Source organism: Bacteroidota bacterium (assembly GCA_008933805.1).
Classification (GTDB): domain Bacteria; phylum Bacteroidota; class Bacteroidia; order UBA8524; family UBA8524; genus SB11.
This window is the reverse complement of sequence record WBUH01000016.1, coordinates 83,021-108,214: the sequence shown is the minus strand read 5'-3', so window position 1 is coordinate 108,214 and position 25,194 is coordinate 83,021. Positions and strand designations below refer to the sequence as shown.

At 42.1% G+C, this 25,194-nt stretch carries 23 protein-coding genes; 13 read left to right on the top strand and 10 right to left on the bottom strand.

Annotation, left to right across the window (positions count from 1 at the left end; all coding sequences use genetic code 11):
• Positions 1-775: GTPase HflX (gene hflX / locus F9K23_14965; protein ID KAB2914265.1), on the bottom strand; the 775-nt coding region annotated here is incomplete at its 3' end.
• Between the two features lie 112 nt (positions 776-887).
• Here hflX and F9K23_14960 point away from each other — a divergent pair.
• Positions 888-1,751, top strand: coding sequence for a hypothetical protein (locus F9K23_14960; protein KAB2914264.1), 864 nt, complete (start codon positions 888-890; stop codon positions 1,749-1,751).
• A 1-nt stretch (position 1,752) separates the two neighbouring features.
• Here F9K23_14960 and F9K23_14955 read toward each other — a convergent pair whose 3' ends face one another.
• Positions 1,753-2,166 (bottom strand): OsmC family protein, encoded by a 414-nt coding sequence (locus tag F9K23_14955; GenBank protein ID KAB2914263.1) that lies wholly within the window; start codon positions 2,164-2,166, stop codon positions 1,753-1,755.
• A gap of 334 nt (positions 2,167-2,500) precedes the next feature.
• Here F9K23_14955 and F9K23_14950 point away from each other — a divergent pair, with 334 nt between their 5' ends.
• The 4 genes from F9K23_14950 to F9K23_14935 all read left to right on the top strand — a co-directional run bounded on the left by F9K23_14950 (position 2,501) and on the right by F9K23_14935 (position 8,729).
• On the top strand, positions 2,501-4,540 hold the full coding sequence (locus F9K23_14950; protein ID KAB2914262.1) for a T9SS type A sorting domain-containing protein: 2,040 nt from the start codon (positions 2,501-2,503) through the stop codon (positions 4,538-4,540).
• A gap of 282 nt (positions 4,541-4,822) precedes the next feature.
• The gene (locus F9K23_14945) at positions 4,823-6,073 is read left to right on the top strand and encodes a geranylgeranyl reductase family protein (protein KAB2914261.1); all 1,251 of its coding nucleotides are present in this window, start codon (positions 4,823-4,825) and stop codon (positions 6,071-6,073) included.
• 66 nt (positions 6,074-6,139) lie between these two features.
• Positions 6,140-7,810: a hypothetical protein gene (locus tag F9K23_14940; GenBank protein ID KAB2914260.1), complete on the top strand. Its 1,671-nt coding sequence runs from the start codon at positions 6,140-6,142 to the stop codon at positions 7,808-7,810.
• A 28-nt stretch (positions 7,811-7,838) separates the two neighbouring features.
• Complete coding sequence (locus tag F9K23_14935) at positions 7,839-8,729, top strand: Omp28-related outer membrane protein (protein KAB2914259.1); 891 nt, start codon at positions 7,839-7,841, stop codon at positions 8,727-8,729.
• A 100-nt stretch (positions 8,730-8,829) separates the two neighbouring features.
• On the opposite strand, the gene F9K23_14930 is transcribed toward F9K23_14935, so the two are convergent.
• From F9K23_14930 to F9K23_14915, 4 genes are all read right to left on the bottom strand, one after another.
• Positions 8,830-9,315, bottom strand: a complete 486-nt coding sequence (locus F9K23_14930; protein ID KAB2914258.1) for a Rieske 2Fe-2S domain-containing protein — start codon at positions 9,313-9,315, stop codon at positions 8,830-8,832.
• Complete coding sequence (locus F9K23_14925; protein KAB2914257.1) at positions 9,312-9,998, bottom strand: carboxypeptidase-like regulatory domain-containing protein; 687 nt, start codon at positions 9,996-9,998, stop codon at positions 9,312-9,314. Before F9K23_14925 ends, F9K23_14930 begins: the two co-directional genes overlap by 4 nt.
• Before the next feature lie 85 nt (positions 9,999-10,083).
• Positions 10,084-10,878 (bottom strand): alpha/beta hydrolase, encoded by a 795-nt coding sequence (locus tag F9K23_14920; GenBank protein KAB2914256.1) that lies wholly within the window; start codon positions 10,876-10,878, stop codon positions 10,084-10,086.
• Between the two features lie 131 nt (positions 10,879-11,009).
• The gene (locus F9K23_14915; protein KAB2914255.1) at positions 11,010-11,906 is read right to left on the bottom strand and encodes an exo-alpha-sialidase; all 897 of its coding nucleotides are present in this window, start codon (positions 11,904-11,906) and stop codon (positions 11,010-11,012) included.
• 287 nt (positions 11,907-12,193) lie between these two features.
• Between F9K23_14915 and F9K23_14910 the strand changes: the two genes are divergently transcribed.
• The 4 genes from F9K23_14910 to F9K23_14895 are packed head-to-tail and all read left to right on the top strand — an operon-like array spanning position 12,194 to position 14,639.
• Positions 12,194-12,535, top strand: a complete 342-nt coding sequence (locus F9K23_14910; GenBank protein ID KAB2914254.1) for a hypothetical protein — start codon at positions 12,194-12,196, stop codon at positions 12,533-12,535.
• A 9-nt stretch (positions 12,536-12,544) separates the two neighbouring features.
• On the top strand, positions 12,545-13,207 hold the full coding sequence (locus tag F9K23_14905; GenBank protein KAB2914253.1) for a hypothetical protein: 663 nt from the start codon (positions 12,545-12,547) through the stop codon (positions 13,205-13,207).
• The gene (locus tag F9K23_14900) at positions 13,171-13,959 is read left to right on the top strand and encodes a sensor histidine kinase (GenBank protein ID KAB2914252.1); all 789 of its coding nucleotides are present in this window, start codon (positions 13,171-13,173) and stop codon (positions 13,957-13,959) included. Before F9K23_14905 ends, F9K23_14900 begins: the two co-directional genes overlap by 37 nt.
• A complete protein-coding gene (locus F9K23_14895; protein ID KAB2914251.1) occupies positions 13,956-14,639 on the top strand; it encodes a response regulator transcription factor in 684 nt (227 codons plus the stop codon). Before F9K23_14900 ends, F9K23_14895 begins: the two co-directional genes overlap by 4 nt.
• Here the strand turns inward: F9K23_14895 and F9K23_14890 are convergent, their stop codons facing one another.
• Entirely contained in the window at positions 14,640-16,232 is a 1,593-nt protein-coding gene (locus F9K23_14890) for a transferase (protein KAB2914250.1), read from the bottom strand.
• A 51-nt stretch (positions 16,233-16,283) separates the two neighbouring features.
• On the opposite strand from F9K23_14890, the gene F9K23_14885 reads away from it, so the two are divergent.
• Positions 16,284-16,973, top strand: coding sequence for an NUDIX hydrolase (locus F9K23_14885; GenBank protein ID KAB2914249.1), 690 nt, complete (start codon positions 16,284-16,286; stop codon positions 16,971-16,973).
• A 147-nt stretch (positions 16,974-17,120) separates the two neighbouring features.
• On the opposite strand, the gene F9K23_14880 is transcribed toward F9K23_14885, so the two are convergent.
• Both F9K23_14880 and F9K23_14875 read right to left on the bottom strand, forming a co-directional pair.
• Complete coding sequence (locus F9K23_14880) at positions 17,121-17,756, bottom strand: hypothetical protein (protein ID KAB2914248.1); 636 nt, start codon at positions 17,754-17,756, stop codon at positions 17,121-17,123.
• Between the two features lie 34 nt (positions 17,757-17,790).
• Entirely contained in the window at positions 17,791-21,264 is a 3,474-nt protein-coding gene (locus tag F9K23_14875) for a DUF4175 domain-containing protein (protein KAB2914247.1), read from the bottom strand.
• Between the two features lie 183 nt (positions 21,265-21,447).
• On the opposite strand from F9K23_14875, the gene F9K23_14870 reads away from it, so the two are divergent.
• The 3 genes from F9K23_14870 to msrB all read left to right on the top strand — a co-directional run bounded on the left by F9K23_14870 (position 21,448) and on the right by msrB (position 23,837).
• Entirely contained in the window at positions 21,448-22,488 is a 1,041-nt protein-coding gene (locus F9K23_14870; protein ID KAB2914246.1) for a hypothetical protein, read from the top strand.
• A 217-nt stretch (positions 22,489-22,705) separates the two neighbouring features.
• Positions 22,706-23,269, top strand: a complete 564-nt coding sequence (locus tag F9K23_14865) for a fasciclin domain-containing protein (GenBank protein ID KAB2914245.1) — start codon at positions 22,706-22,708, stop codon at positions 23,267-23,269.
• An 82-nt stretch (positions 23,270-23,351) separates the two neighbouring features.
• Entirely contained in the window at positions 23,352-23,837 is a 486-nt protein-coding gene (gene msrB / locus F9K23_14860; GenBank protein KAB2914244.1) for a peptide-methionine (R)-S-oxide reductase MsrB, read from the top strand.
• Positions 23,838-23,840: 3 nt separating this feature from the next.
• On the opposite strand, the gene F9K23_14855 is transcribed toward msrB, so the two are convergent.
• The gene (locus F9K23_14855) at positions 23,841-25,106 is read right to left on the bottom strand and encodes a M28 family peptidase (GenBank protein ID KAB2914243.1); all 1,266 of its coding nucleotides are present in this window, start codon (positions 25,104-25,106) and stop codon (positions 23,841-23,843) included.
• Positions 25,107-25,194 lie beyond the last annotated feature (88 nt).

Here is a 25,194-nt window from a genome sequence, read left to right as displayed (position 1 = left end):
ACCCTACTGTATCTGAAAGCAGGAACGGGGTATTATCCAACACTACTTTGCGCACGGTACTATCCAGTGTAGCAAACAGTTTATTTTCGGCCAATACATCGCTTTTGGTAAGCAAATTCATAATAGTGCTTTTGCCCACGTTGGTATAGCCTACTAAAGCCACCCTAATCACCCCGTCGCGGTTTTTGCGACGCGTTAGGTTTTGCTTGTCAATCTCGGCCAGTCGTTCTTTCAGCAAGCTGATGCGGTTACGTATTCCGCGACGGTCGGTTTCAATCTCGCTTTCACCCGGTCCTCTTGTGCCCACACCCCCTTGGTGTTTGCTAAGGTGCGTCCACATTCGGGTAAGTCGGGGTAAAATGTATTGGGTTTGTGCCAGCTCCACTTGCGCTTTGGCGGTAGCGGTTTGTGCACGGGTAGCAAAAATATCAAGTATCAGGTTGGCGCGGTCAAGCACTTTGCAGTTGAGTTCCTGCTCAATGTTCCTCACCTGACTTGGAGAAAGCTCATCGTCAAAAATTACAGTATCTACTTTGTATTCCTCAATGTACAAGCGAATGTCCTCCAGCTTGCCCTTTCCTACAAACGTTCGTGTATCGGGTCGCTCCAGCTTTTGTGTGAATTTTTTTAAGGTCTTCACTCCGGCTGTTTCGGCCAAAAACTCAAGTTCATCTAAGTATTCCTTGGCTTGGTAATCGCGCTGCTTTTGGGTTTGCACGGCTACCAGTACCGCAGTTTCCTGTTTTTTGGCAGTATCAAAAAGTTGTTTTTTCAAAAAATATTGTAGCTATTTAAAGCACAAAGATACCAATCACTGAGCATCTTTTATATATTGCTGTAAACTATGAAAACATGAGCCACTTTTAGTGGGCTTAACGTATTTTTTTATGATTAAAATTGCTTTTAAAGGTATATCCTGCTTGTTTGTCATTCTATTTCTTGTCCTTAGTTCATCATGCAGTACCAGGTATGGTCACATCCCCAAAGTAAAAAAACCAACACAGTCCTCTTTGGTTAAAAAAAAGAATGGTAAAAAACACATAACATTAGCCTCAAAACCAATCGTTCTTACGTTTTCTACCCCTAATCATTCTAACCCTCACATTTGCTCTTATGATACGGTGAATGAGCCAAGAAGAGCGGGGCGTGAAATAAGAGTAGTACACACAAACCGTATTGTGACGAACTTATACGATAAAGTTGAGCAACATGATACGAGTACTTTGGCTACAAACAATAATGTTGCAGAAACACATTTAGGGATTGACAACATTACTGAAGTATTAGTTACAATGATTTTAGGAGTAGCCGCAACACTATTTTTTGCAATATTAGCGGCTATAATAGCCTTCACTGTTGCTACAGTAATTGAGTCTTCAGCAAGTCCTTTAGCAATTGTTTTTTACGGCTACATGATTGCCTTGTTTTTATTGTTTATGATAGTTGTCGGTTCGGTCGCAAAATTTTTCTCAGGCATTCGAAAAAAATTAAAAGTATATGTTGGCGGAAAACCACACACCCTATCAGAAATAAAGAAGATGAGCAGAGCAATTAGGGTTAAGCATAATTTCTTCAACTTCATCGCAGCTCTAATACTCACCCTATTCCTTTCAGTATTGTTTTTGGCCATTACCAATGCAACAGCTCCACTTTCTGCACTTCTGACCTTCTTTGGATTTTGGTGCCTTGCAGGTATTACTCTGTTCTATTTTTTCAAAACAATATGGCTGCTGCTGTTCGTTAACGATTAATCTACACCAACCTGCTGTCAATTTCAATAGTGCCTGTTAATATTTTGGCAACGGGGCAAGCCTTTGCCACTGTTAATAACCGTTCTTGTTGCTCTTGTGATAAAGCTCCCGCTAAGTGCAGTTTGCGAATGAAAACGGTATGTTTACCCTGTGGGGTATCTTCTTGTTCCATATTTAAGGTTACGTGCACATTTTCAAGCGGCCAGTTTTTCCGTTCGGCATACATTTTTACAGTAATGGCTGTGCAGCTTCCCAAACTTGCCAGTAATAACTGGTATGGGGCAGGTCCTTTATCAAAACCACCTTTGTTTTCAGGCTCATCGGCCAAAAAAACGTGGTTTACGGTATCAATTTGAGTAGTGTATTTTTCACCTCCCAAAAACACTTTCACATCGTTATCAAGCAGTTTTTCCATATTTCAATATAATGTAATTTTTTCAAGCTGCCCTGTTTATGGGTGTTTTATAAGTGTTTGTCATTTTTTTGTATAATAATCTGTGATGGTTAAAATATTTTATCATTTGCATCGTTTTCATGATGTTTAAGGATAGTTTTCGAGCATTAAACAGGTTTATCCCGATTTTTTTGGGGCATTTGGTGGCTTAGACAAATGCAGTAAGTAAAATTTTTAATGTTTGGTATGGTGTTCAGGCAGGGCCAAAAAGGGGTCCTGCCTGTTTTTTTTTATAGTCAGCCCAACCCAAGCCATTTTTCATACGTGATAGTGAGTAAGAAAACATTAAACTCTTATGAAAAAAATTTTATTGGCTTTGGTAGCTGTATTGAGTTTAGCCTTACATAGCAGGGCTCAAAACAATGTCAGCGTATATGGTAGCATAGATACTGCCATATCAGGAAAAAAGGTGTGGGTTTCCTTTTCAGGTGGCCCGGGTTCAGGTTGTTTCTTTATTGATAGCACCACTACCACTTCTACAGGTGATTATTATTTCCCTAATTTAAATTTGGGCGCTTGCAGCTACGGTAGTATTTGGGTAAGCACCGTTGGTTGCCGCAACCAATACGATACTCTTACCCAAAATGACTTTTACGACTCAACCAAAAACAACGATACGCTTTGGTTAAATTTCAGGTATTGCGATACGGGTTGCAGCAAGTTCTATACTTCAGTGTATAGCTTTGTTAATCCATTTACCAAGCAAATAACAGTTGATGCCAACACCAACGGAAACAAATTTTACTGGAATCTATTGGGCGGCAGCAAATACAACGGCTTGGGTACCACATTCTCAGTGCCTTCAGCTGGTGGCTACAACGTTTCTTTTGTGTCAAGGGATACCCTGTTGGGCTGTCACGATTCAGTGCCCTTATACTTATATGTGCCCGCATACGATAGTGTATTTGTTAAAGGCCAGATTGATACTCCTATAAACGGTTATCCGGTAGTGGTATCGCAATTTACTAGTTGGTATGGCTGGTGGCATACCGAAACGTTTTACACGAATAGCAGCGGCCAGTATTCAGGTTGGTTCAAAGTGTTAGACTCGGCAGGTAAAATTAATGCGTCAATTTTAGATTGCCGCAGCGACTCAATAGTTAACGATAATCCTCATTTGCATTACCGCGATACGGTAATTATTGATTTTGTTTATTGCCCTGCTTACAATCCATGTGCCGGGTTCACAACCAACTTTAATTATAGTGTTTCAGGTTCCTTAGCATACTTTAGTCCTGGTTGGTCAAGTACTGCTAATTCATTCTATTGGTCGTTTGGCGATGGAAGTTTTTCAACTGCTAAATACCCAACCCATAATTACGCATCGGTTGATAGTACTTACAACGTTTGTTTAACAGCATGGGATACCGTGCGGGGATGTGGGGATACCATTTGTAAAAATGTTCACATTGATCCACGTGCATTCCTTGCCGGGTATGTGGATTTGGATAGCACCTCTTCTCAAATCGACAGCGGTTTTTGCCGTGTATGGTTGATTAAACGCGACAGTGTTGGTAGCGATGTATTGCTTACTGCTATTGACTCGACCAATTTAACCGACTCTGGTACTTATATGTTCAGGGTGATGCCCGGTAATTATCTGGTAAAAGCAGCGTTGTTGCCTTCATCAATCCATTACAGTAATTATTTACCTACTTACCATACTAAAGCCAGCTTGTGGAGCAGTGCTACTAATGTGTCTATTACAACCAGTCCTTACACGGTTGCCAACATCACATTGATTAAGGGTACTAACCCCGGCGGCTCAGGGTTTATTGGCGGTCTTGTTTCGGTAGGTGCTAACAAAACAGGCGACCCTGTTGAAAAGGCGGATGTGTTGTTGTTTACTGCTGCCGGACACCCTGTTGCGTTTGTTAAAACCGATGGGGGCGGAGCTTATAGCTTTAGCAACCTTGCTTTTGGCAGCTACAAAGTGCGCATTGAAGTAATAGGCAAACCCAGCGAGGAGTATTTAGTAACTCTTACCGGTGATAACCCAAGTGCTACCAACGGTAACTTTGATGTGAACAGTAAAGATATTAAACTGAAAAAATCAGGAACAGGAATACTTGAAACAACTGCTGTTGCTTTGGGTATTTATCCTAACCCCGCAAGCAACAACGTTTCATTAAACTTTGAAAATGCTGCGGACGGCGTAGCCACTGTAACTATTTACGACTTGGCCGGCAAAGCAGTAAAAACACTTGCACTGCCTGCGGTACAGGGCAATAACATTTTGAATGTTGATTTGGAAGGCTTGAAAAACGGCTTATACATCATAGGTGTAAGTACAACCCATGCCCAATACACAGGCAGGGTTTCGGTTAGCAAATAATTATCAATTGTAGTTAAGTACTTTTAATCCGAAGGGCGGGGTCGTAAGACCCCGCTTTTTTGTTTTTGGGCATGATGGCATAATTGGAGGACAGCATATAAAATGCTGTTCAGTTGGATGTGCCACCTCGAATGGCTTAAACCATTCGAGGTGATATAATCTAACAGCCGCGGACTTTATGTCCGTCGGAATTTCCGATGCTTGTGGAATGCCTGACTGAATGCCCGTCCAAATACTCAAAATACATCCCCTACATAACATTCAAAACCCTATTTTTGCGCCATCAGCACGTATAATTACACCACCGATGTTTTAATAGCCGGAGCGGGCCCTGCGGGTGCCACCACTTCGTTATTCTTGTCAAAAGAAAAAATACCCCATATCATTATTGATAAGGCCGTTTTTCCGCGCGATAAAATTTGCGGCGATGCCCTTAGTGGCAAAGTAGTAGAGGTTTTTAAAAAACTCGACCCTTCGCTAATCGATGAGATTGCCGCCAATCCAAATGAATACACCCCCAGCTGGGGCGTAAAGTTTGTTGCGCCCAACTATAATTTTATTGATATACCGTTTAAGAGCGACCTAAGCAAAGAAAAACATGCGCCGGGTTTTATCTCAAAACGGTTAGACTTTGATAATTTTTTGGTGAGCAAAATCAACCCCGAGTACGCCCAACTAATGCAGGGCACTGAGTTGATTGACGCTACCCGTACCGATGGCGGTTACGCGCTGAAACTGAAACAGGGGGATAAAGAAATATCGGTGTTTACCAAGCTATTGATTGGCAGTGAGGGCGACCGTAGCATAGTAGCCAAAAAACTGGCAGGCCATAAAATGGAACCCGCACATTATTGCGGAGGCATACGTGCTTACTATAAAGGAGTTGAAGGGTTGCACCCCCAAAACTATATCGAGCTTCACTTTTTAGATGAATTATTGCCCGGGTATTTCTGGATATTCCCCATGCCTAACGGTATGGCCAATGTAGGGGCAGGTATTCTAACCAAAGCGGCAAGTGCCAAAAAGGTGAACCTGCGCGAAAAGACACTTAAAATTATTAATGAAAACCCGCAAATAGCACCCCGTTTTAAAAATGCCACACTTGAAGGCAAAATACTAGGGTGGGGCTTACCGTTGGGCTCAAAAAAGAGGAAAATAAGCGGAGAAGGCTTTTTGCTTACGGGCGATGCCGGTAGTTTGATAGACCCTTTTACGGGCGAAGGTATCGGTAATGCCATGATATGCGGAAGATTTGCTGCCGATGCTGTGAAAAAGGCATTGCAAACAAACGACTTTAGCGCAAATGCACTGGCCGGTTACGATGAAGACGTGTACCGCTATTTGTGGAGCGAACTAAAGCTAAGTCATACCATGCAGAAGCTTTGCAAATACCCGTGGTTGTTTAATGCCGTGGTAAACAAGGCATCAAAAAACACAACCCTGCGAGAAACCATTTCGTGTATGTTTGAAGATATGGATATGAGGGCCAAGTTTAGTAACCCCTTATTCTATCTTAAAATTTTATTCGGTTAAGGACATTTCTTATAACATTTCAATAATATTGAAAGTCTTTTCACACAGTTAAAAACCTATACCACCGTGCTAAAGAAAATACTACCCGCCTTTTTACTGCTTTCTTACTTCGCCAATGTTTCAGCACAAGACCAAAAGCCCGATTTCGGGCAGCTTACAGGTAATTTTCAAACCGGCAGCAACTTCTTTATTAAAGATGATAAATTGGGTCAGTTGCCGCCGCAATACACCAGGCAATTATCAAGCAACGAAAGTTTTCTGTTTCTTAATTACAAGGTAAAAGGCTTCGATTTTAACTTTCGTTACGATTTCTTTTCAAACTCAAACCTGTTAGCTCCGTTAGCTTCATACAGCAACCACGGTATCGGGTTTTGGAGCATCAGCAAAGATGTAGGAAAGCTAAACTTTACCGTAGGTTCGTTTTACGATCAAATTGGTGCAGGATTGGTGTTCCGTGCATTTGAAGACCGACTTATCGGTATTGATTATGCCGTGCAAGGGGTAAGGGTGAAATATACCCTTAGCGATAACTTTTTTGTGAAGGCTTTTGTGGGGAACCAAAAAGGCTTTTTTAATGCCACTACCTTAGAGGATAGCCGTTTCAACTTTTCAAAGCAAGCCCTTTCGGGTGTTAATGCAGAGAAGGGATTCCGCCTGTCAGGAAAAATAAACCTAAACGTAGGTGCGGGCGCAGTTAACCGTACTTTGGACGATGGTACCATGAGCCAGTTGGTAACCGAAATAAACGGTATGCCGCTTGAAAGAAGGTTTATTCCCAAATACAATACCTACGCTTTTACAGGATATACCACCATTAACTTGTTTGAGAAAGTGAGCATGTACTTTGAGTACGCTCACAAAACCCAAGAAGCATTGCGCAATAACCTTTCTACCGATTTATATTCTTCGCAAGGCAAGGTGTTGTTGGGCAATATTTCGTATTCAACCAAAGGCTTTGGTATCAATGTACAAGGTCGCAAAATTGATAAGTACCAATTCCGCAGTTCACCTTATAACGTGTTGCTAAACGGCATTGTTACTTATATGCCAGCGTTAACCCGTCAAAATACCTATCGTTTATTGGCTCGTTACAATCCGTTTGCTCAAGAATTAGGAGAGGAAGGCATACAAGCCGATTTTACGCTGACTCCTGAAAAAAATACCACTGTGACGGGTAACTTCTCGTATGTGCAAAGCAACGGGGTGCAGCCCGGCAAAACAACTAAGTTGTTTAGGGAGGTGTATGTTGATGTGAACCACAAATTCAACAAAAATTTTAAAATGACGTTGGGTTTTCAAACCATCTTCTACAACCAAAAAATATATGAGTTGAACACATCAGCACCCGATGTGCAAACGCTTACCCCTTTTGGCGAGTTTAACTACAAAATTAGCCGTAAGCAATCGTTGCGTTTAGAGTGGCAATACCTTCAAACCCAACAAGACCAAGGTAGCTTTGTAAACGCGCTGATTGAATACAACATAGCCCCCAAACTTTCGTTTGCCGTAGGAGATATGGTAAACACTGCGCCTGTGCGTACCCCCGGTACTCCGCAAGAACTTATCTCAAACGAGCAGATACATTATTACACTGTTTTTGCCGCCTATCAAGAAGGCCGTACCCGTTTTGTGGCTGAGTACAAAAAGCAAGTAGCGGGCGTAAACTGTACCGGTGGTATTTGCCGTATTGAGCCTGCATTTAACGGAGTACGTGTGGCTGTTACAACTTCTTTTTAAAAATAATAGTCTGTATATTTAGCTGATTATGAAACCGATGAAATTGATACATAAAACCCTTTTTGCAAGTGCAGCCTTGCTGGCTTTTGCTGCTTGTAAAGAAGAAAACCCCGGTGTGATACTTACTAAACCCGCCGTGCAGTTTTATGATACAACGTATATAGCTGCTGCTGCTGAAACCCCGCAATCTAAAAACTCATTGGTTGAGGATTTAACGGGCGCACGTTGCAGTAATTGCCCCAAAGGCCATAGGGCCATCGAAGAAATGCAGCTGCGTAATCCCAACAGGATTGTTGCGTTGAGTATTCACGGTAGGGATTTTCCGCAGTTCACCACTCCTTTAGATAGTACTAAAGATGTGGATATGCGCACCAACTACGATTTGCTGATATACAACATAGTGGGACGCCCCGGCGGTTTGCCTTTTGGTACAATTGACAGGGTACACAAATCTCCTACGGCAGGTACTTGGGAAGGGTATGCAGTAAGCCGTATGGCTGTGCCCACACCTGTAAACCTGTACATTGAGAAAAGTTATGACCCTGCCACCCGTGAATTGAATGTGAAATTGAAGGCAGTGTTTACTACCGATACATTAACCATGCGTCCGTTTTTTAGCGCGGGTATCTGCGAAAGCGGTATCATAACCCCGCAAAAAGATGAAGATTTAGCCAGCGACCCTGTGAAAAAGGGTATTGAACTTAATTATGTGCACAATCACGTATTGCGGACTATGGCTGCGTTTAAAGACCCATTGTTGCCCGCTTCTGTTAGTGGTATGCCCGAAAAGAACCGCGTAGTTGAAAAATCGTTTTCAATTAAGTTGAAAAACGAATGGAATGCGGATAAATGCTCGATCGTATTCTACGTTCACCGCGATGCAGATGTTTTGCACGTGGTTGAAGCGAAAGTGAAATAGTATCCCTCTTTTATCAGAAGGTTTCATCCTTCCGATTATAAAATCGCAGCCCGAAGAAACTTACGTTTCTTCGGGCTGCATTGTTTTAGACTGTATAATTCTACTCAAACACCCGTAATAAATTGCCGTTCAGTTGGGTTTTGTAGGTTTTTAGTGCGGTTTGTGCCGGACCAAGCACCACAGTGCCGTCATTAGTAAATATCGAGCCATGTCCCGGACATTCGTAGCGGTTGTTTGCACCGCTAAAATTAATTTCAACTCCGTTGTGGGTGCAGTTTTTTTGCGCGGCTATATATTGCCCTGCAAACGTTCGGGCCACAATTACCGTTTCAAAATGCATAAACCCGCCGTCGGTTAGTAAGGCAAAGTTTGCGGCATTATTCAAGTCTATTGTAAAATCAAGTTTAGGAGGTGGGGGAGGATGTGGTCCCTGCAAGCTGGGTCTGGGTTTTCGCTCGGCAGTATCTCGGTAGCCTGTATCTTGTGTGGCTACAATTTCTTGAGGTAAAAAATCGATTTTAGTGCAGCCAACGCAAAAGGCCGCTATGCTAAGTCCGGTAAGCTCTATAAATTCTTTACGGGTCATTGTGGCCCGTTCATGTTTCGGCCTTTCATTTCAAATTCAAGCCATAATAACTCAAAACCGCCTTCGGGTTTCTTTGAGAATTTTGCCTCAAACTCGTATAAATATCCGGTATCAATAGAAAAGCTGCCCGATAGCCAAACACTTTTCTTTTTGTCCTTTATTCTCTGAAAATATATTGATTTAGAAAAAATTACATCTTCAATCAGTACCCGCAATTGTTCTTTGTCGGCATCAGTAAGGCTTTGTCTTTTCTTTTTCTCCTTTTGTTTTTTTTCAGCCTTTTCAGGTGCAGGTTGGTTTTTCTTCACACTGTCAGCCTTGGCCGCAGAGTCCTTTTTGGGAGCAGCGGCAACAGTATCTTTAGGGCGCGGCATCAACTTCACATTCAGCTTCATGTTTTTGCGTATTTCAAAACGCACAATGCTTGTGTCGTAGCCTTTTGCTGAAACTATAAGGTTGTTAGTGCCGGGCACTAAGTCGTCAATCTTAAATGTGCCGTCGGTTTTTGAACTGTCAGAGAATTTTGTGCCCGAAATAAGCACGTGTGCTTTGGTAATCGGACTGGCCGATAGCGAGTCGTAAATGGTGCCTGTAAGGGTGTATTTTTTGTTTTGCGCATACAACCCGCTTTGCAGGGCTATAAATGCCCCCACCACCGATAGTATATAGGCAAACTTTTTCATTAATAGCAAATCTAAGCAATATGAGTTAAAAAGGCATTAAGCCACCGCAGGATTAATAGAAATGCGTAATAAGTGTTTGAAATGCTTATGTTGCGCGGCCTTCAAAGGTAGTGATGTACTCTATTGCAACATTGTTAAACACTTCGGGACGTTCTACATTCACCACATGGCCGCAATTTTCAATCACATACAGGGTACTGTTAAGGTGGGTTTTTACCATTTCGTGCACAGGTTCCAAAAACATATAATCTTCTTCGCCCATCACATAAAAAATGGGTAAGTGCAAGGGCTTTTCACGAAACAGTTTCAGCAACGGGTTTAAATCTTTTGTGAGTTTAAACCAGCGTAAAAACTCTTTCTGATATAGGTTTTTAGCTTCTTTGATAAACAAGTTGCGCGATTGTGCGTGATTGGCTTTGGGCAACAATATCCACGCATAAATTTTATACAGCCACATATAGGGGATGATGCGTTTGATGGCATTGCCCACATTAACCAATATGCGTGATTTGATGGTGAGGCGGGTTACTGCACCACCCAGTATCAGCGATTCGATCCGTTCAGGGTTTATTTCGGCAATTGTTCTGATAATAATCGTACCTAATGAAATACCTACAAAATGGGCTTTTTGTATCTGTAAAAAATCCAGCACATCCAGCACATCTTTACTCACATCTTCAAACGTGTATTTGCTTTGCCAAACCTCGCTAAACACATTTTGCGATTTACCGTGTCCGCGCAAGTCAATCAGCAATACATTAAAGTGGGTTTTAAAGTCTTTTACCTGTTTGTACCAAACATTTGAGCTTCCCCCTGCGCCGTGCACAAAAACTACCCATACAGGTGATGTGGCATGGCTATAAACTTTATGATACAACATGGGGTGTTTTGAAATAATCAACAACAATAAGGCTAAAAAGTTGTAACACCCAAAACAAGGCTAAGGGTTTAAAATAAAAAAGGCCGGTGTGCACATTGCACATCCGGCCCTCAGAGCAGTGGTAAAGTGTATTATGAGTTTAGGTTAGCAACAAAAATGTTGTTTTTGTTTTGTCCCCTAAATGCCATCAACAAGCCATTGCCTGCAGGTGTTAAAGCAGGTCCGTTTTGCGATTGCATTCCTGTATCAACTTGTGGGGCATAGTTAATGCCATCGGTTGACCAAGATACAAAAATGTTGGGGTTGTTGGGGGCGTTTAATCCGTGCCAGCCAGCATAAAACACACCCAATGAATCAGAGTGAGTTAAGCCGGGGCTGTCAACAGTAGCACTGGTAGTAATCTCGCTTTGTGGGCTCCAGTTAGCACCGTTTTTCGAGTTTGATTTCCAAAGGTTATCTTGGTCTAAGCCACGCCATAGCATGGCAAACAAACCGCCTTGGGTGTTGGTTCCGCTAACAGCAGGGCCGCTTTGGGTAGCACGGTCTTGCAGCTCAACTTGTGGGCTCCAGGTAATACCGTCACTCGAAGTAGAAATCCAGATGTTAGCTTGGTCAAGCCCGCGCCATGCCATTACAGCGCCAATGCCGTCAACACCGGCCAATGATGGATTGTTAGTAGTAGCACGGTCTTGTAGCTCAACTTGTGCGCTCCAGTTTAAGCCGTCAGTTGAGTATGAGGTCCAGATATTGTTCTGTCCGGTTCCTCTCCAAGCCATGATAAACCTGCCGTTAATTACACACAATGCAGGAGCATTGGCAGTAGAACGGTCAGTAAGTTCTTTTTGGGCAGTCCATGAATGTCCGTTGTCGTTTGATACAGATACCCAGATGTTGTCTTGGTCCAAGCCTCTCCAGGCCATGCAGATAAGGCCTCCATTGGTTGCCAAGGCAGGCATGTTACGGGTTGCGCGGTCTGTTAGCTCCCTTGGAGCCGACCAACCGCTTAGTGTTTGTGCAGATGCAGTCATTTTTTTGATAGTTTAAGTGGTTTAATAACTAATAAAAGTTCAAGTTTTTAATAAGAAACTTGAAACTAATGAGGGACAAAGTACGAGGGTTATAGTCGGAAAAGTACAGATGCTTCTAACGGAAACATAAAACAGGTGTTTTTATCTGCTTGCAACAAAAAAATAATTAATAGCTAAAAAATTGATTTGGTGAGCGGATAGCAGAATTAACAAAAGGTTTATATGCTAACCTTGTTGCAAAAATCCTAAAGAAAACTAACTTTGGTACATCTAAAACACACATCAACATGGCAGTAAATACAATTCCTCTACCCGAAGCCGAAATTTGGCAAGCTAACTGGATTGAAAGCGAAAGTTTAGCAAACGATCCATCAAAAATCAGAAGTTTTTTAATACCTATTGCTGATTTACAACAAGTAATTGATGAAATGGGTGTAGCAAATGCACGCGGCGTGCTTGGCATTACCCCCGAAGGTGAATACAAATTCATGCTTGTAGGCGTTAACTCAGCCGGACATACAATGGTTAATCCATTGTTGGGACAGCACGTTTATGACCTTACACAACCTTGCCCTCCCGTTTGTGGAACAGGCCCATTGAGCGGCAGGAAGCCCGAAGAGTCATTATAATAAATTTCCATGCAGGAAATTTTATATCGCGTATACCAAATTCTTACCTATGTTGATATAGTAGCCTTTTTTGTGCTAACGGCTTTGCTGCTGTTTAGTTTTAATAGGCTAACAACAACATTAAAATGGTTTACCGTATTTGAATTTTTGGTGTTTGTTATAGTGTTAGTAGCCCTTATAATGGCGAAAATGGCTATACCAAACACCATTTTATTCCACTCCGTATTTTTTGCTCAACTGTTATGGCTTGTAATTTATTACCAACGATTATTTAGAGGTACAAAAGCAGCACAAGTAATTGCAGGCATTGGAATTGTGAGCCTATCATGGGCTATACAAAAATATGTTACAGATTGGGCAGAAATTAAGGGGCAATTAGGTGGACAACTATATTTTATGTCAAACCTTTTGTTTATAGGTTTGTCAATAGTTTACTACGTTTATACACTTACAGGTTTAGCAAAATTGAGCCACCCGCTTATTAACGCAGCGGTGCTTATTTATTTTTCAGGCACATCCGTAATTTTTCTTTTTGGTGATTATCTCTTAAAAATAGATCCAGGCGTGCAGGCTATGATTTGGATATTAAACGTATTGTTACATATCATTTTTGTATTGCTGATATTTGTGGATATATGGAAAACCCTATACCCGGCCAAGAGAATATTATAAACCTTATTGTGTTTTTTGTATTAATGGCATTGCTGTTGGCCTTAACGGTGGTGTTTATTTATACATTTTCTAAAAAGAAAATCTTAAGCGAAGAGATAAAACGCAACGAGCTGGAGCTGAAACACAAAACGCAAATGCTGCACGCGGTGCTGATGGCGCAAGAAGAAGAGAGAAGAAACATAGCCCGCGATTTGCACGACGATATTGGGGCGGCACTTACCATTATTTATCAAAATGCCAGCCGCCTTGCTGATGAAATAGGACCCAAACCGGTTTTGGCCGACGGTATTTTGTCGCTCACTTCCAAAACCATACAAAGCACCCGCCAGATTTCGCACAAACTATTGCCGCCCGTGTTAGAGAAATTCGGTTTGGGCGCAGCGCTTAAAGAACTGTTTGAAGATGTGGCGGTAGGTGGCGGAGTGGAGACCAAATGTGAGGTTGAGATAAACGAAAGCCATTTTAGTGAAGAACAACAGCTAAATATTTTCAGAATTTCGCAAGAGTTGGTAAACAACTCGCTGAAACATGGAAAAGCCACCCAACTAAGCCTTGAATTGGCCGAAAGTGATAAGGGGTTGTATTACTCGTATCGGGATAACGGCAAAGGGTTTGATTTAGAAAAAGCAAGCAAAGGTCTTGGTTTGAAAAACATTGAAAACCGCGCCGAAATGCTGAATGCTTCTCTGAAATTTAAAACAGAAGAAGGTAAAGGAATGGGTGTATTATTGCTTATTAAATACACGCTATGAACACACACACTATCCGCATAGCCATTGCTGACGATGAAGCCCTGTTTAGAACAGGAGTAGCCGCCCTACTAAGGGGCGAAGAAGATTTTGAAATTATTTTTGAAGCCGAGAACGGTAAGGTGCTGATTGAAAAACTACCGCAATACCCTTTGCCTGATTTGGTGCTTATGGACTTGAAAATGCCCGAACTGAACGGCGTTGAGAGTACCAAAGAGATTAGGAAACGCTATCCGCAAATTAAGATTATTGCCCTTAGCAGTTATTTTAGTAAATCGTTTGTTATAAATATGATTGATGCGGGGGTATCGGCCTATTTATCAAAAGATAGCAGCAGCAAACAGGTAATAGATGCCATACGCGGGGTGATGGAAAACGGTTATTACTACGATGAGGTGGTGATGAAGCTGATTAACGAAAATATGCTGCAAGGCAACAAAACGCCTGTAAAAAGCGTATTTGATAATCTATACCTCACCAAAAAAGAGAAGGAAGTACTTACCCTTATTTGTGCTCAATATACCACGCAGGAAATAGCCGATAAACTATTTGTAAGTCCCCGCACGGTAGATGGGCACCGCAACAACTTGTTGCAAAAAACTAACTGTAAAAACACAGCCGGGCTGGTTATTTTCGCCATCCAAAACGGTATTGTCGATATCGAAGATTTAAATCCTTTGTAATTATTGTTTTTCGCCAATCAATATCATGGTGGTTGGCGGGTAACTTATGGGTACAAGGTTTCCGTTTTCAAGTTCAAACAACGCTACTTTGTCTTTCCATCTGTGTTCGGCAATCCACTCGTTGGTATAAGCCGCCGATTCGGGATGGATGACAAACCCGGCGTCTTTTAATTGCTGTTGCCACTCGTCAAAATCCCAAAAACAAAACGTTTCGTGCATTTCGCTACGCCAGTTATCCGTATAGTCTTTTCGGCTCATAAACTCGGCAGCATTTTGCAGGCTGGTTACGGCAAACTTTTTACCGTCAACCTCTTTCATGGTATATTCCAGTTTATAGCCTTCGGTGGCTCTAAAATCGTTTGCAAATCGTAAAAACCTTGCATAGGTAGATAGGCCGCGCAAGTGGGCCGATAACTCTTTTCGCTCTTCAACCTCCTTAAAAACATCATGGCCGTGCCCGTCTGTATCGTTCAGCCACAGATATACCTCGCGGTGTTTATTGTAAGGGGCTACCACGTCGCGGTTTATCCAAACCCCGCCCGAGGCAAGCTCTGCAAACCTGTTTTTAATAAATTGCAGTAAATCTTCACGGCTTCCGTACGATTCAATCTCATGCGTAAGCGATGAAGTGTGGATGGTATTCATGCTGTTAGGCTCAAACACCAATCCTGTAACGGCATTCTTTTGTGAGAAAAACACAAAGGGGTTTGCAAACTCACCGTTTAGTTTGCGTTGTTGGCACAACTCAAACAAATACCTCGAAACCTCTACCCCGTAAAAATCGCTTTCGCGCAATTTTTCCTGCTTGCAGGCCAATCGTATCCACGAGCCCACCGCACAACCAATATCGCCAATACGTCCCTGTTGTATATACCTTGCCGTATCATCAAACTTCATTTCGGCTATCTCATCCATTTGGCGCACATACACGTTATAATCCCTTGTTTCCGTCAGGTCGCCATCGTTGCCAATCATTGCATCTTTAAACAACAACTGTACTTTTTCACCCAGCGCATATTGTGTCCATACTTTTTGGGATGCGGGATGAATATGCTCGCTAATCCAAGCGTCTTTCGTCCAGTTTTCACTATTGGCAATCCGCTCCACAATGTCCCAAGGCATAGGAGCTTTGTACTCCCAAGTGTTAATATTGGTAAGCTCTGCCGGAAGTATGGTGTAACCTAACTCCGCATACATTTTTAGTACAGGGGTAGAGCAGATTACCGCTGTGTTGGAAGGATTGATATCCAGTTGCAAATCGCTGTCGTGACGAATGCGTTTTGTGGTGTACGAGGCAAAATTGGGTAGGTTGCCTACATCATCTACCCCATATATGTACACGGGTATTGTAAGTTGGTTGCCGAAACCTTGTATCGAAATTGCCCGAAGGTAAAAGGGTAGGGGATTACGGCGCGTATTGCTGTGGTTGGCCGATGTTACGGCAAAAATTACTGCCTCAATGGGTTCTTGTATGGTAATGGGGTTTCCATATACATCCTTTTGACCTTGTAACCCTTCTTGCACAAGGGTATTGATACAATTGAACTGGAAATTGGTGAGCAGTTGGTGACGGCCGGGTATTAACAAGTACATAATAACTGTGTGCGAAAGATACTATTTGCTTGTTTTATCTTGCAACACCAAATGAATGCACCCCAAAATATAAAAGTGGCTGTTGATGCCGTTGTTTTTGGCTACTCAAAAAGCGACGGAGTATCGGTATTGCTGGTGCAGCGCAAATATGGCGACTATAAAGGCAACTGGGCACTGCCGGGTGGCTTTGTGCATACGGATGAAAGCCTTGAAGATGCCGTGCACCGCGAACTTGCCGAGGAAACAGGTATTAGTGTGAACTACCTTGAGCAGTTGTACACGTTTGGCAACCCTAACCGCGACTCACGCTACAGGGTGGTTTCGGTGGCTTATTTTGCATTGGTTAAATCAGCCGATTATCAAAAATTAAAAGCCAGTACCGATGCTGAAAACGCGCAGTGGTTTAATATAAAAGAACTGCCTTCGTTGGCGTTTGACCATGCTGAAATTTTGCAAACGGGTATTAACCGTGTACGGGCTAAAATACGGTACCAACCCATTGGGTTTGAGTTGCTGGATAAGAAGTTTCCCTTTGCTGATTTGGAAAGATTGTACACTACTTTGCTGGATAGGGAGATTGACCGACGCAATTTCTCAAAAAAGGTGATGGCATTGGGAATTTTAGATGCTACCAACGAGATTGCTAAATCAGAAGGGGCAGGTCGCCCCGGTAAGCTGTTCAGCTTCAATAAACAACGCTACCAACAACTGGAAAAAGACGGAATAAACTTTGAGATTTAGTATAGTTTAATCCACCCCCTGCCCCCGCCAACGGGGGATATTGAACAGTGAACGTTTGTTGAATACCCGATAGTAGTCTGTGGGATACGATTGCACCACAATGTCCTCCCATTGGGGAGGATACAGGAGGGGGATGTTTTTGAAGTATTACCCCAACCCGAATATTTTGTGCAGTAATGCACTGTTGGTATAACCCGAAGCATCGGCGGCGATGTTATCAGCACTCAAAGGTATTTCCTGTCCGTTAGCAAGGGTTAGTTTACCACCCGTGGCTGCAATCATCTTTTGTGCGTTCACTTTAAAAGCAAAAGCAGCAATGGCATCAGGGGCAATGGTAAGGTCTTTATTGCTTAGTTTTTCAGCCAGCACGGCAGCGTTGTTGGCAATCAGCGTGGTATAAGGTTTCTTATCGCGTTTGCCTGCAAACTTTAGTGAGAAGGGGATAGAGTCTATCAGCAAAAAGCCTTTTTCAGCCAGCATTTTATAGGCTGTTTCCATATCAGTCGGGATAGGAGTATCTCCAAACACACCTTTCCATATTTTGGTATGGAACGAGCTTTCGATGCGGTTGTAAAAATATTGGGTATTGTCCCCCTCAGTACAAGGAGCTTCTGTAATCAGTATGTATTTAACCGTGAAACCTTTCAGGCGTTTCAGGTTGGCTTGCCAAGCGGTTTCGGTTTCCATAAACAACCGTTGCAGGGTTGTCTCTTTTTCATTAATGGCAGCTTCGCCGTATATGTTTTTCAGTAAAGGAAGATTTGCAGCAAATACCTGATTCATGCTTCAAAAGTACGTATTTGCTACTTTTAAGGGGTTATTCGCCGCCAATTTCTTTAAAGTACTCGCGGGTTTTGTTTTTATAATAATCCTTCAAATTAGGCGGAATGGTTTTTAGCAATTCCTGCTCGCGGTTCTTTTGTTTCAGGTATTCTTCAACGCTTGGAGGCAGTTTGCGTTCCAGTTCTTTACCCTCGTTGCTCTTACGCTGGTTATCGGTTTCGCGTTCTTTTTCGGCGCGTTCGTGTTCCAACATACGGGTAAGTATCTCTTGCTGGCGTTTCAGTGTTTCAAGGGTTAGTTTTTTGTTTACCAAATCCTTTTCCACTTCTTCCATCATTTCCTGCGTTTTCTTCAAATCGCCCAAAGCACCTTCTCCTCCTTCTTCTTTCAGTTGTTTCTCCAATTCGCTCAGGTAACGGCGCAAAGCTTCTTGCTGGGCGGCCATTTTAGCCCAATCCTTGCTGCTCATGCCGCCTTCGCCTTCTTCTCCGTTCTCGCCCTGTCCGTTTTTGCCCTGTCCGTTTTTGCCGTTTTCGCCTTTGTTTTTCTCCCCGTCCTTGCCTTTATCTCCATCTTTACCTTTATCGCCCTTGCCTTTGTTTTTGCCCTCCTTCATGTCTTTCAACTGCTTATTCAGCTCTTCCTGCATTTGGCGTAGTGCGGAAGCGTCTTTGCCTTTTTTCTTCTTTTTGCGGGCATTATTATCCTGTTGTTTGCCTTTGCCGCTTTGTCCGCTCATGTCTTCCTGCATATTCTTCAGCACTTCGCTCAACATCACGGCAAGATTGTTCATATTGGTCATCACATACTGCTGGTAGCTTCTGCCCAACTGTATTTGGCGCAATCCTAATGATTTCAACGATTTATCCATGTTGGCGTTCATTTCGCCCACTTCCTTGTTGATATAAGTCCGCATTTGCACCACACGTTTGCTCAAAGCCAGCAAGCTGTCTTCAATAATCTTTGCATCGTCTTTTATTTTGCGTTGTTTTTGAGTAAGCTCCACCAGCTGCGGGTTGTAGCCTGTAACGCTACGCATGGCCTCCATTACCTTCTCTTGCTCAAACGAAAGCTCAACCAAATTGTCCATTATCTCGCGCAAGGTGTTGTAGTCTTCAACGTGTTGCTCTTTGTCTTTGGCCTCCATCTGCTGTTGCAACTCCTCTTTTTTCTCCTTCATCTTTTTGGCAGCCTTGCGTTGTTTTTTTGTAGCCTCTTTGTTGTCTTTCTTTTCAAGGTCTTTCTTACTGCCCTCCATGTCCTTCTCAACCTCTTCCATATCCTTCTCATCCAACCCCAACTCTTTGGGTTCTTCCAACTCTTCGTTCAGTTTTTCAAGCGCATCAATATCTTTTTGCAGGTCTTTAAACTCCTGATTCAGCTCTTCTTGCTTTTGCTCCAGTTCTTTTTGTTTTTCAGGGTCTTTGGTTGCATCGGGTTGCTTTTCAGTTTCATCCGCAAGGTTTTCCTGCTTGTCGGCCAGTTCATCCATTTTTTCCAAAGCCTCGTCAAACTTCTTCTCTACCTCCATTTGCTTGTACAACTCCAGCATACGGTCAAGTTGTTTGTTGGCATCTTTGGTGTTCAACTCCATCTTGTCCAACTCTTCTTTCAACTGGTCTTTATTTTCCTGCTGCATCAGTTGTTCAAGTTGTTTCATCATCTCCTTCATCTTGTCGTCAAATACCTCGTCAAACAGCTTGTTCAGTTCCTTTTGCTTATCCAGCATCTCTTGGTCCAGCTTCTTATATTCGTTCTCCTTGATGTTCTTCTCAAGGTTCTCCATCTTCAATTCTTCAATCTGCTTTTCAAGGTCGCGTTGCTTTTTCAATAAATCCTCAATCTGCTTCTTGTCCTCCCAAGTAAGATTTTTCTTTTCAACCAGTTTCTTTTGCAGGTCGCGTATTTGTTTATCAATCTTCTTGGTTTGCTCCATCGCCTCGGTCATCTTATCTTTCAATGCCTCGCTGCTTTGGGTAATATCGGCCTCAATCTCTTTTAGGGTAGGTGCACGGAAGGTTTTCACCATGCTTTTGGTGCTTTTTATTCCGTTCACACCATCGTTATCAAACACCTCAAAGTAGTATTCAATTTCTTCGGCAGGCTGCAGGTTTATCTGCGCCAAATCCCAAATGTGGTAGAAGCGGCGGTCTTGTGCCCCTGTTGAGCTAATCCCGATGGTTTGCATGGGTTGGCTCTTTTTCACAGGGTCTTCGCTTTTCAAAAACTTGTAATTGAAAGTAATGCGGTTGATGCCGTAATCATCGGCGGCTTCTCCGGCAAAATACACCAGCTTGGTACTAAAGCTGTCGCGGGTTTCCTCTACTTTAATGGTGGGGTAAGCATCGGGTATTACGGTAATGTTGTACAATACCGAATCGTTGCTGCTTACCTCGCTGTTAGCGGCTTTTACAATGTAATAATTTTCACCCATAAAGCGGCGCGAAAACTCAAAACGGTTGCCGTTTTTGGGCAGTATTTGTAAAAGAGTGTCTTTAAATTTAACGTTTAATTGCTCGGCATTACGGGTGGTAAATTTCCATTTTACCACAGTGCCTTGAGGCAGGGTAAGGTCGCCTGCATTTTGTATGGTTTCAGAAGCTTTGCCTAAATAAGCCGGGTATTCCAAAACAGTTTGGAAACCGCTTACCAAAGGCTTAGGCAGCACTTTTATACTGCTTTCTTTTGAGTAGTATTCGCTGGCAAAAAATCGGAAATCAGTAGTTTTTTGTAGGTTTTTAAACGTGTAGCTAAAGTTTAGCTTGTCGTCTTTCTCCATTTTAAAGCGGTTACCGTCAATCTCCAAAAACACTTCGGCGGGCAATTCATCACCACTTACTTTCAGTTTCAATACAAAGTCCTCGTTTTGCATGGTTTGCAGGGCTTTGTTCAAAATGCTGAAGGTAAACGGGGCTTGTTTTTCAAAAAATGTCCCGTAGTTAACTATGCGGTTGGTTCCCTCGGTAATAATGCGGCTGTTGGTAAACAGCACGACAATGAACAGCAATAAGGGGATAAGAGCGTATTTGGCGTATTTATAGTTGGCGTTGAGGTTAATGGCGGCTTTAAAGGGGACGGGCTGTAATTCGGCAATTTTTTGGTTGATACTGGCTTCTATCAACGCTGATTGTGTGTGGGCGTTATCAGCACTGTGTTTCAGTTGCAGGGTGTTTAGCAGTTTATCCTGAACATCAGTAAAGTGCTGGCCGATAATGGCTGAGGCTTGCTCGTAACTGATTAACTGACCGATGCGGTATAGTTTGGCAAGAGGAATAAAAATGAAACGGGTAAGCACATAACCGGTAAGCCCCAGTGTGCCGAAAAACAAAATACCGCGCCACGCGCTGTTCAAACGTCCGTAGTACTCAAGTACCGATGCTGCCAAAAAGGCCAGCAGCAGTATGCCTATGGTATATATAGTTCCGCGTATGAGTTTGTTTTTGTAATACTTGCGTATAAACTCATCCAGCTTGGCTATCAGTATTTCATAATTAGTGCCTTGTGCCATTTGCCTGTTAACCCTCAAATTTATTACCAAAGATAGTGATGGATACCTTTAAGTTGCATTAAGTAAACGTACGAAAGGGTGTGTTTGTGATAGAAACGTTGTAAATATCGAGGAAATATGTTTAAAAAGGGTAATCATTTAGGCTTTACGTATCTTTTGCCCAAGTTTGCTATTTCTTTCTGTATGAAACACCTTAAACTATTTGTAACGACACTCTTTTTTTTAATTTCTGCTGACCTGTTTTCGCAAATGCCTGAACCTGCCCGTGCCAACTTTAATTTTATCGACCTGCTGAATTATACTACCGTACATTCATGGAGGATGATGGATAAAATAAAAGAAAATATTGATGAAGGAAAACTACCCATCTATAAAGATTCAGGATTAAAAGAATTACACCCCTTACAGGATTTTTATGATAATCTTTATAAGAAGAGATATGTTAAAATCAGTAACCCAATGAATCCTGACGATATATATGATCTGATAGATACGTTTATTTACGAAGGATTGTACTACCCTTCGGAGCTGTGTTTTCACGATAACAGTGCATTAAAACTTGAGTATTCAAATGGGATGATAGTGTATGTGAGTTTAAATAAAGTGAGAAAACAGATGGATAAATATTACAATAATATAATAGACTATTATTTAGCTAAGAATTTCACGACCATAACAGGAAAAGGCCTAATAGACTTTTGTAAATCAGAGATAAGGGATCTGGGTATAAAATTTTATAATTACGGGATTAGTGGGCAGTTAAAAGCATATCGATACGATTCCTTGACCACTACCTATACAATTGAAGAAATTTTGGATAGGGTAAGTATAAAAGTGAACACGCAACATCCTAACCCAAATAATCCCGATGATATCTATGATTTAATTGATTCGGTTACGACTTACGGGTTTAATCCGGACACCATTGATGTGCTGCGGATATATTCTGAATGGGAAGCAAAAGAATCTGGCGCCGAAATTACGTTTACTGCCCTGGCACCCATGTTTAAACCTGTTGCCGCGGGGCTACAATTGCCTTATACTCCTATTTTTAATTTAAAATTCCAAGAGGTTTTTAAAAGAATGCCGAAAACAGAAAAATTATTCTGGCAACACTTTTTCACTTTTTTTATTTATAACCGTTCTTCAACCCAAGTTTGGGACATTTATACAGAAGCTGATTTTCAGATAGAAAACGAAGAATTACTAAATAATGAACATTAAAATACTTGATATACCCTCTAAACACATACTAGGTATGAATACTATGACATCGCAAACGGATGGTAAAACTATAGAAATGGGGCGCAGTTTTATGCCGCACCGAAGGGTAATTAAAAGTTTCATTTATAAACAGTTAAGATAAATTTTACGATTTATAAAACCGTAGGGTGAAGTTTCTCCGTAGGTATTGTCAAACAATCAAAACAGACAATACACCATGAAAAACTTGACAATGAATTTGAAGAAAACCCTACTGGTAACTGCATTTGCAATAGCCGGACTTGCAGCCGCAACTGCCCAAACTACCAAAGTGGGCGGCCAGGAAATGTACCCTAACAAAGATATTATTGACAATGCTGTAAACTCTGCCGACCACACTACGTTGGTAGCTGCTGTAAAAGCAGGCGGTTTGGTAGAAACCTTAAAAGGCACAGGGCCGTTTACCGTATTTGCTCCCACCAACGATGCGTTTGAAAACTTACCTGCCGGTACTGTTGAAACACTTTTGAAACCTGAAAACAAAGCTACATTAGTAGGCGTGCTTACTTACCACGTGGTAGCAGGCAATTATGATTTTGATGCGCTAAAAAAACTAATCAAAAAAGGAAACGGTAAAGCAACCCTGAAAACCGTTGCCGGTGGTGAACTTACCTTTATGATGAACGGTGACTTTAACATTACTGTTACCGATGCCAAAGGCAACACTGCAAACATTAGCACCTATAATGTGAAACAATCTAACGGTGTGATACACGTAGTAGACAAAGTTCTATTGCCATAATCTATCCGCTTGTTCATGCCCGGCCCTCGTTTCATTAACCAAAACGGGCCGGGCTTTTTATTTACAAAAAATTAAAAATTCGATGAAAATTATACAAGGCATAGTTGTGATAATAATTGTGATTTTTTCAGCTTCGTGTGCTAAAAAATCAGTTCAGGTTGCAAAAACCGAACAGACCGGACAGGTACAAAAAGCTGAGGAAGAGTGGCGCAAGCAACTTACCGAAGATGAATATAAAGTGTTGCGTGAAAAAGCCACCGAGATACCTTATACAGGTGAATACGACCAGTTTTGGGATTCGGGGGTGTATGTATGCAAAGCCTGTGGAAATGAGTTGTTTTATTCTGCTACAAAGTTTGATGCGGGATGCGGTTGGCCCAGCTTTTTTAAAGCGATAGACAGTAGTAAAATTAAAACCATGCCTGATTATTCACACGGTATGAAACGCATTGAGGTGCAGTGTGCCCGTTGCAGCGGTCATTTAGGCCATGTGTTTGATGATGGACCCGATACCACAGGCTTGCGGTATTGTATTAATTCTATTTCGCTGGGGTTTGAAAAGAAGTAGGGCTTACTGTTGTAAGTACTCCATGAAATCGCGGATAAGCCTGAAAGTATCCTCGTACTCTGTTAGAGGTAAAATTTCAGCACGGTCTTCGGGGTCGTGGTAATACGGGAAATCTCCCATCAAATAAAAAAAGAAAGCCCGAACCCCTTTTTCAGTAAACCAGTAATGGTCGCTGTTGGCGGCTTTTCCCCTTGCCTGTACCGATGATAAATACCCCTTTTCGGTATTAATGGCCGTCAGCGCGTTATACTCAGGGGTAAACTCTAAACCGTTCACTGCCATTATTCCTTTCTCACCCGTGCCAATCAAATCAAGGTTTATTAAAAACTTCATTCGTTCTAACGGGTAAACGGGATAGTTCACGTAATAATAGCTGCCGATGAGTCCTGCCTCTTCAGCCGCAAACCCAATAAAAAGCATCGAACATTTTGGCGGGTGCTGGCTATAGTAATTGGCCAAATCAAGCATAATCGCAACGCCGCTGGCATTGTCATTAGCCCCCGGAAAAATTGTTTTTTTACCCATGCGCCCCAAGTGGTCGTAGTGGGCACTTAAAACGATAATACTGTCGGGGTTTTCAGTGCCTTTTATAAAACCCAATACGTTGTTGGTACTGTGGGGTTTTAATTCAGCTGTAATATTCAGTTTTATTTTTTTAGCCTGTCGGTCAAAGGCCTTGTCTACCACCATTAGTTCAGCGGTGGCTGCTTGCTCGGTGCCAACTGACCACATTAATTTTTTATTGGTCAGATTAATAAAACCCGCAACCTTTACGGTGTTTGCTTTTAGTGATTTTAGACGACCAGAAGCTTCTGCACTCAAATTAGCCGGCAACGTATCAATAACCACCAAATAAGAGGCTGCATCAGTACTTAAATTTTGTATAAAGGCTTTATAGGCGGTTTCTGTTTCAAAAATAGTATGCGTGGCTACTATAACCTTGTAATTACCTTTTATCGTTGGGCATTCAGGCGTTACCATGTAGTCCGTTCCCGCCTTTAGTTTTTTACCGTCAACTGTTACCTCCATTTTCGAAGGGAAGGAATTCACGGTAAACGCAAAAGGCTGGTATTGTACCTCAAATCCCTTTAGTTTTTTCAGCTCCTTATAAATAAACTCAGCGGCTTTACCGTCGCCGTTTTTTACATAACCACGCCCTTGGTAAGCATCACTGCACAAGGTATTGATGGCGTTGCGGGCATACTTAATGTTTTGTGCCGTTAGTGGGGCGGCAAATAGTAAAGCAACTAAAAATATAAAATTACGCATAGTTAGGTTAAAGGTTAGGGAGCGTATTTAATGCAGCGTGCAGTAGAAACAAATACGTTCTACTGCACGAGAGTATAATTAGGACGAA